General features: G+C 64.3%; 6 protein-coding genes and 1 pseudogene. 6 read left to right on the forward strand and 1 reads right to left on the reverse strand.

Annotation, left to right across the window (positions count from 1 at the left end; translation table 11 throughout):
* The 4 genes and pseudogenes from E4O92_RS24805 to clpB all read left to right on the forward strand — a co-directional run.
* Positions 1 to 575: pseudogene (locus E4O92_RS24805) on the forward strand (DUF349 domain-containing protein); the annotation flags it as partial.
* Positions 572 to 1,030: a molybdenum cofactor biosynthesis protein MoaE gene (locus tag E4O92_RS10345; protein WP_206076845.1), complete on the forward strand. Its 459-nt coding sequence runs from the start codon at positions 572 to 574 to the stop codon at positions 1,028 to 1,030. The pseudogene E4O92_RS24805 and the gene E4O92_RS10345, both read left to right, overlap by 4 nt.
* The gene (crcB, locus tag E4O92_RS10350) at positions 1,027 to 1,401 is read left to right on the forward strand and encodes a fluoride efflux transporter CrcB (protein WP_135189690.1); all 375 of its coding nucleotides are present in this window, start codon (positions 1,027 to 1,029) and stop codon (positions 1,399 to 1,401) included. Before E4O92_RS10345 ends, crcB begins: the two co-directional genes overlap by 4 nt.
* 94 nt (positions 1,402 to 1,495) lie before the next feature.
* The gene (clpB, locus tag E4O92_RS10355; RefSeq protein ID WP_135189691.1) at positions 1,496 to 4,105 is read left to right on the forward strand and encodes an ATP-dependent chaperone ClpB; all 2,610 of its coding nucleotides are present in this window, start codon (positions 1,496 to 1,498) and stop codon (positions 4,103 to 4,105) included.
* A gap of 71 nt (positions 4,106 to 4,176) precedes the next feature.
* Here the strand turns inward: clpB and E4O92_RS10360 are convergent, their stop codons facing one another.
* Positions 4,177 to 4,782 (reverse strand): PEP-CTERM sorting domain-containing protein, encoded by a 606-nt coding sequence (locus tag E4O92_RS10360; protein ID WP_135189692.1) that lies wholly within the window; start codon positions 4,780 to 4,782, stop codon positions 4,177 to 4,179.
* Between the two features lie 500 nt (positions 4,783 to 5,282).
* On the opposite strand from E4O92_RS10360, the gene aceA reads away from it, so the two are divergent.
* Both aceA and E4O92_RS10370 read left to right on the forward strand, forming a co-directional pair.
* Complete coding sequence (gene aceA, locus E4O92_RS10365; protein ID WP_135189693.1) at positions 5,283 to 6,581, forward strand: isocitrate lyase; 1,299 nt, start codon at positions 5,283 to 5,285, stop codon at positions 6,579 to 6,581.
* Positions 6,582 to 6,720: 139 nt separating this feature from the next.
* On the forward strand, positions 6,721 to 7,699 hold a 979-nt coding region (locus tag E4O92_RS10370), incomplete at its 3' end, for a 23S rRNA (adenine(2030)-N(6))-methyltransferase RlmJ (protein WP_135189694.1).

Raw genomic sequence — 7,699 nt, forward strand, 5'->3', positions numbered from 1 at the left:
GCCCGGTGCCGCGCGCGCACGAGGCGCGCGTCGAGAAGCGTTACCAGGCCGCGGTGGCCCAGGTGCAGCACCATGCCGATGTCGCGCGCCGCGCGGCCGGCCTGGCGCAGGCGGGCATGTTGCGCGACAAGCTGCGTCTGGTGCAGGAGCTGGAAGCTGCCGTGGCCGCGCCCGGCGAACCGGCCTCTGACGACTGGTCCGGGCGCTGGTCCGCGTTGCCGGCGGTGGACGCCGATTTCGAGCGCGCGCTGGCCGCGCGTTTTGACGCCGCGCTGGCGGCGTTGTCGAGCGGGCGTGAGGCTTACGCCCACGAGCTCGAACAGAACCGCGCGCGGCTGCTGAATGACCTGCTGCGCCTGGAGATCGCGGCCGGCATCGACAGCGGCCCGGAATTCGCGCGCGAGCGCCTGCGGCTGCAGGTCGAGGTGCTGCAGTCCTCGCTCAAGTCGGGACAAAAGCCGGCCAGCCACGCGGTCGAGCTGCGCCAGCTGGTGGCGCTGCCGGCGCTGGCCGACGCGCGCACCGCATCGCGCATCGAACACCTGTTGATGCGTCTGGCCAAGGAGGGAAAATGATCGAAGTGCGGGTACAGGCCGGGGACTTCGACCTCGGCCAGGAGCTGGCGCGCCTGCGCGCGGGCGATGCGCGGGTGGGCGGCGTGGTGAGCTTTCTCGGCACCGTGCGCGACATGAATGACGGCGCGGCGGTGGCGGCAATGGAACTCGAACACTACGCCGGCATGACCGAGCGCGCCCTGGAAGAGATCGCGGAGCGCGCCAGCGCGCGCTGGCCGCTATTCTCCGTATTGATCATCCACCGCGTCGGCCCCCTCAAGCCCCTGGACCAGATCGTGCTGGTGGCGGTCGCCGCCGCCCACCGTGGCGAAGCCTTCGCCGCCTGCGAATTCATCATCGATTACCTCAAGACGGACGCCCCGTTCTGGAAGAAGGAGCAGACGCCGCAGGGCGCGCGCTGGGTCGATGCGCGCGTTCACGACGACGCGGCCAAGGCCAGATGGGAAACCCGATGAGCTGGCTCGCGGTGGGGGTGGGCGCCGCCATCGGCGCCTGGCTGCGCTGGGGCCTGACCTTGTGGCTGGCACCGCTGCATTCGCACATCCAGCTCGGCACGGTGGCGGCCAACCTGGCCGGCGGCTACCTGATTGGCCTGGCGCTCGGGTTCTTCGCGGCTTTCCCAGGCCTGTCGCCGGAATGGAGGCTGTTTGCGATTACCGGCTTTCTTGGCGGGCTGACCACGTTCTCCAGCTTTTCCGGCGAGTCGATGACGCTGCTGCAGCGTGGCCATTATGGATGGGCGTTGGCGCATGGGGCACTGCACCTGTTTGGCTCGCTCGCTTTCTGCATCATGGGCTATGCGAGCTGGAAGGCGGTCACGACATGACCCATTCGCCCTGCGCGTGATCTGGTCTTCTTGAAAACGTCTTTGGCCGTCCCAATCTTGCTCTCAAGTTAAAACTCACCAGGGGAGCAATACCATGCGGCAAGACAAATTGACGACCAAGCTCCAGGAGGCGCTGGCGGACGCCCAGAGCCTGGCGGTCGGCAACGAAAACCAGTACATCGAACCGGCGCACCTGTTGCTGGCGCTTCTGAACCAGGACGACGGCAGCGCACGTTCGCTGCTGCAGCGGGCCGGGGTGAACGTGGGCGGGCTGACCAATGCTCTCAAGAATGCGCTCGAGCGCCTGCCCAAGGTGTCCGGCACCGGCGGCGACGTGCAGGTCAGCCGTGACCTGATGGGGCTCTTGAACCTGGCCGACCGCGAAGCACAAAAGCGCGGCGACCAGTTCCTCTCGTCCGAGATGGTGCTGCTCGCCCTTACCGAAGACAAGTCCGATGCCGGCCGCCTGGCGCGCGAACATGGCCTGGCGAAGAAGGCGCTCGAATCGGCGATCAATGCCGTGCGCGGCGGCGAGTCGGTGAACTCGGCCGAAGCGGAAGGCCAGCGCGAAGCGCTCAAGAAATACACGCTCGACCTGACCGAGCGCGCCCGCCTGGGCAAGCTCGACCCGGTGATCGGCCGCGACGACGAAATCCGGCGCGCGATCCAGGTGCTGCAGCGGCGGACCAAGAACAACCCGGTGCTGATTGGCGAGCCGGGCGTGGGCAAGACCGCGATCGTCGAAGGCCTGGCCCAGCGCATCGTCAACGGCGAGGTGCCCGACAGCCTCAAGGGCAAGCGCGTGCTTTCGCTCGACCTGGCGGCCCTGCTGGCCGGCGCCAAGTACCGCGGCGAGTTCGAGGAGCGCCTGAAGGCCGTGCTCAAAGAGCTGGCCCAGGACGAGGGCATGACCATCGTCTTCATCGACGAGCTGCACACGATGGTCGGCGCCGGCAAGGCCGAGGGCGCGATGGATGCGGGGAACATGCTCAAGCCGGCGCTGGCGCGCGGCGAACTGCACTGCATCGGCGCCACCACGCTCGACGAATACCGCAAGTACATCGAAAAGGATGCCGCGCTTGAGCGCCGCTTCCAGAAGATCATGGTCGACGAGCCGAGCGTGGAGGCCACCATCGCCATCCTGCGCGGCCTGCAGGAAAAGTACGAGCTGCACCACAAGGTCGAGATCACCGACCCGGCGATCATCGCCGCCGCCGAGCTGTCGCACCGCTACATCACCGACCGCTTCCTGCCGGACAAGGCGATCGACCTGATCGACGAGGCGGCCTCCAAGATCAAGATCGAGATCGATTCCAAGCCCGAGGTGATGGACCGGCTGGAGCGCCGCCTGATCCAGCTGAAGATCGAGCGCGAAGCGGTCAAGAAGGAGACCGACGAGGGATCGATGCGGCGCCTGGAACTGATCGGTGAGGAGATCGCGCGCCTGGAGCGCGAGTACAACGACTACGAGGAGATCCTCAAGGCCGAGAAGGCGGCGGTGCAGGGCACCACCCACATCAAGGAAGAGATCGAGGGTGTGCGCCTGCAGATGGAGGACGCCAAGCGCAAGGGCGATTGGGCCAGGGTGTCGGAGCTGCAGTACGGGCGCCTGCCCGAGCTCGAGCGCCAGCTCCATTCGGCCGAGGAAGCGGCCGAGCGCGCCGAGGGCGACGGCAAGCCGCACCTGCTGCGCACCCAGGTTGGCGCGGAGGAGATCGCCGAAGTGGTCTCGCGCGCGACCGGCATTCCCGTGGCGCGCATGATGCAGGGCGAGCGCGACAAGCTGCTGCACATCGAAGACGTGCTGCACCGGCGCGTGGTGGGCCAGGACGAGGCGATCGACGCGGTGGCCGATGCGATCCGCCGTTCACGCGCGGGACTGGCCGATCCCAACCGGCCGTATGGCTCGTTCATGTTCCTCGGGCCGACGGGTGTGGGCAAGACCGAACTGTGCAAGGCGCTGGCTGCGTTCCTGTTCGACACCGAGGACGCGCTGATCCGGATCGACATGAGTGAATTCATGGAGAAGCATTCGGTGGCGCGGCTGATCGGTGCGCCGCCGGGCTACGTCGGCTACGAGGAGGGCGGCTACCTGACCGAGGCGGTGCGGCGCAAGCCCTACAGCGTGATCCTGTTGGATGAGATCGAAAAGGCGCATCCGGACGTGTTCAACGTGCTGCTGCAGGTGCTCGATGATGGCCGCATGACCGACGGCCAGGGGCGCACGGTCGACTTCAAGAACACCGTGATCGTAATGACATCGAACCTGGGTTCGCACAAGATCCAGTCGATGGAAACCGACGATCCGGCGGTGGTGCGCCTCGCGGTGATGGCCGAGGTGCGCACGCACTTCCGTCCCGAGTTCATCAACCGGATCGACGAGATCGTGGTGTTCCATGCGCTCGATGAGAAGAACATCGGCCAGATCGCCAAGATCCAGCTGCACTATCTCGAGGAGCGTCTCGAGAAGATGGAGATGCGGCTCGACATCAGCGAGGCCGCGTTGCAGAAAATCGCGGAAGCAGGCTTCGATCCGGTGTATGGCGCGCGTCCGCTCAAGCGCGCGATCCAGCAGCAGATCGAAAACCCGCTGTCCAAGCTGATCCTGTCAGGACGCTTCGGGCCGAAGGACACGATCCGGGCCGACGTCAGGAACGGCCAGCTCGTGTTCGAACCGCAAGCGCAGGCCGAACTGGCCAAGTAAGCATCGGGCTAAAAGGAAAGGCCAGGCTCGCCACATTGGGCGAGCCTGGCCTTTATTTCATTGGACGTTCTTTACTTCGCGGTGCGTTTGGCGTTGCGGGCGAATGCTCCCATCGCCAGCAGGCCGCCCATCATCAGCGCCAGGCTGCGCGGCTCCGGCACGTCGCGGCTGGGTTCGGCTGGCGCCGGCGCCAGGTTTTGCGCCATCAGGCTGCCGGCTTTCTTGTTGTTGCCGTCGAAGAGATTGACCTTGATGAAAGGCGTGTCCAATTTCGCCAGATCGGTGGCTCCCGTGAACGAGAACTGGAAAATCATATTGTCGGTCAGCGCAACGTGCGGGCCCACCAGGCACACATTGCCCGGGCTGGTGCCGCCGCCGCAGCCCATGCCGTTCAATTCGTTGGTCGACTGGCTCCAGCCGGCGGTGCCGCCCGGCGCGGAGATCAGGGCGAAGGAGCTGAAGCTGCCCATGTCCTTGAGCATCAGGCCACCAATACTGGCGGCGTTGGTCCAATCGCCGGTGTGGGTGGCGGCGTCGATTTGCAGCGTAAAGATGTTGCCGGTGGTGGTCGACGTGAACGTCACGCCTTGGTAGGTAAGAACGCCTGCGTTGGCAGAGCCGGCCAGGCCGGCGGCAAGCGCGAGTGCGCACAGCTTACGCGAAAAAGCTAGTTTCATCGGATGGCCCCTGGTTTTGTAGGAAGTTGTTCAAAAAATCACAGACGTGTCTATATTGAAATGTTTTTAAGAAATTTGCAACTAATAATTACAAGCCTGTTGTTTTTTATTTATGCCGCACGCCGTCTGTCTCTGCCCTTCCTCAAAACACCTGGCTGCCGATGGCTTAAACCTGCCGCGTGTCAATTTCGGTTAATGAACAAATCCTACCATTAATCATGACGCTTTTCATCGTCAAGGTGCCTTTTTTCCACATCGCGGAACCTGTCCCCCACAACGTGAAAAGCGCAGCAAACTGGCTCATGGCTTGCTTCCCATTTTAAGAAATTTCGTCTCGCATCATGGAAGTTTTCTCCTAAGTGACTGATTTTAGGCGATAAAAAAAAGGTGCTGTGTCTTATATAAGAGTGATTGTGCCGCGCACAATCGGTCTATGATTTCACCAACGGATTTCACTTCACACCAACTCAGCAACTCAGCTACTTTTCAGGAGAAAGACCATGGCAACCCGTGAACAGCAGATCGCCGCCTTGCAGCACGACTGGGAAACCAACCCGCGCTGGCAGGGCGTAACGCGCAACTACACCGCCGACGACGTGGTCCGGCTGCGCGGTTCGCTGCAGATCGAGCACACACTTGCGCGCCGCGGCGCGGAAAAGCTGTGGGACCTGGTCCACAACGAGCCCTTCGTCAACGCGCTCGGCGCGCTGACCGGCAACCAGGCAATGCAGCAGGTCAAGGCAGGACTGAAGGCCATTTATCTGTCCGGCTGGCAGGTCGCTGGCGACGCCAACCTGGCCGGCGAAATGTATCCCGACCAGTCGCTGTACCCGGCGAACTCGGTCCCGGCGGTCGTGCGCCGCATTAACAATACTTTCATGCGTGCTGACCAGATCCAGTGGTCTGAAGGCAAGGATGACGTTGACTTCTTCGCGCCGATCGTGGCCGACGCCGAGGCCGGCTTCGGCGGCGTGCTCAACGCCTTCGAGCTGATGAAATCGATGATCGAAGCGGGCGCGGCCGGGGTGCACTTCGAGGACCAGCTCGCTTCGGTCAAGAAATGCGGCCACATGGGCGGCAAGGTGCTGGTGCCGACCCGCGAGGCGGTCGAGAAGCTCACGGCGGCGCGCCTGGCGGCGGACGTGATGGGCGTGCCCACTATCCTGGTCGCCCGCACCGATGCTGAGGCGGCCGACCTGTTGACTTCCGACGTCGACGCCAACGACCAGTCGTTCTGCACCGGTGAGCGCACCGTCGAAGGCTTCTACCGTACCCGTCCTGGCCTTGAGCAGGCGATCTCGCGCGGCCTGGCCTACGCACCCTATGCCGACCTGGTCTGGTGCGAGACCGGCAAGCCGGACCTTGCCTTCGCCAAGGCGTTTGCCGATGCCATCCACGCCAAGTTCCCGGGCAAGCTGCTGGCCTACAACTGCTCGCCGTCGTTCAACTGGAAGAAGAACCTGGACGACGCCACGATCGCCAAGTTCCAGAAGGAACTGGGCGCAATGGGCTACAAGTTCCAGTTCATCACGCTGGCCGGCTTCCATGCGCTCAACTACAGCATGTTCAACCTGGCGCACGGCTATGCGCGCCGCCAGATGGCTGCCTTCGTCGAGCTGCAGGAAGCGGAATTTGCCGCCGCCGAGCGGGGCTTCACGGCCGTCAAGCACCAGCGCGAGGTGGGCACCGGCTACTTTGATGCGGTGACCCAGGCCATCCACCAGAACCAGAGCTCGACCACGGCCCTGCATGGCTCGACCGAGGACGAGCAGTTCTTCGACGAAAAAAAGGTCGCATAAACCCAACCTGTTGTCCTGCACCGCAGCCGGCTACCGCGCCGGCTGCGGTTTTTTGTATTTCAGTGGGATAATGTCGGATTGTTCGCCCGGCGCCTCGCCGCGGCGGGCCGCACAACTTTCTTAGATTGGAATTCCACCCATGTTGAGCTACCGCCACGCCTTTCACGCCGGTAACCACGCTGACGTCCTCAAGCATTTCGTCCAGGTGCAACTGCACCTGTACATGAACCAGAAGGACACCGCTTACACCTACATCGACACCCACTCCGGTGCCGGCGTGTACGCGCTCGACAGCAGGGAGGCCACCAAGAACGCTGAGTTCGACACCGGCATTGGCCAGTTGTGGGGCCGCACCGACCTGCCGGCGCCACTGGCCGAATACATGGGGCTGGTGCGCGGCATGAACCCGAGCGGCAAGCTGCGCTACTACCCGGGGTCCCCCTACGTGGCGGACCAGGTCAGCCGGGAGCAGGACCGACTGCGCCTGTTCGAACTGCACCCGTCCGACAGCAGGATCCTGGCGGAGAATTTCCGCAAGGTCGAAGCGCACAAGGCCGAGCAGGGCGAGCGCGCACGCGGGCGGCGCGTGATGATCGATCGCGCCGATGGCTTTGGCAGCCTGAAAGCCCTGTTGCCGCCGCCCTCGCGCCGCGCGCTGGTGCTGATCGACCCGCCGTACGAGGTCAAGGACGACTACCGCAAGGTCTATGAGGCGCTCAGGGAGGCGCTCGGCCGTTTTCCGACGGGCATCTACGCCGTCTGGTATCCGGTGCTGCAACGCATGGAATCGCGCCAGTTCGCGGACAAGCTCAAGCGTTTGCCGGCCAAGGAATGGCTGAACGTGACCCTGACCGTGTCCACGCCGGGTCCGGACGGCTTCGGCCTGCACAGCAGCGGCATGTTCATCCTCAATCCCCCTTACACGCTCGAGCCGATGCTGCGTGAAGTGATGCCTTACCTGGTGCAGGCGCTGGGCAAGGACGCCGGCGCCCGCTTCACGATCGAAAAAGGGACGCAGGTGACCGGCGCCGCAGCGGCGCGCGTTGGCACGGGCGGTACGCCGCGCCAGCCGGTGGGCAATGCGCGCCGCGCCAGCCCGCTGTCCGGCGCTGGCAGCC

It is taken from the genome of Massilia horti (assembly GCF_004614195.1).
Classification (GTDB): Bacteria; Pseudomonadota; Gammaproteobacteria; order Burkholderiales; family Burkholderiaceae_D; genus Telluria; species Telluria horti.

Coding starts and splice junctions, on each gene's coding strand:
- E4O92_RS10345 (WP_206076845.1), top strand. CDS start 572: ATGATCGAAGTGCGGGTACAGGCCGGGGACTTCGACCTCGGCCAGGAG.
- crcB (WP_135189690.1), top strand. CDS start 1,027: ATGAGCTGGCTCGCGGTGGGGGTGGGCGCCGCCATCGGCGCCTGGCTG.
- clpB (WP_135189691.1), top strand. CDS start 1,496: ATGCGGCAAGACAAATTGACGACCAAGCTCCAGGAGGCGCTGGCGGAC.
- E4O92_RS10360 (WP_135189692.1), bottom strand. CDS start 4,782: ATGAAACTAGCTTTTTCGCGTAAGCTGTGCGCACTCGCGCTTGCCGCC.
- aceA (WP_135189693.1), top strand. CDS start 5,283: ATGGCAACCCGTGAACAGCAGATCGCCGCCTTGCAGCACGACTGGGAA.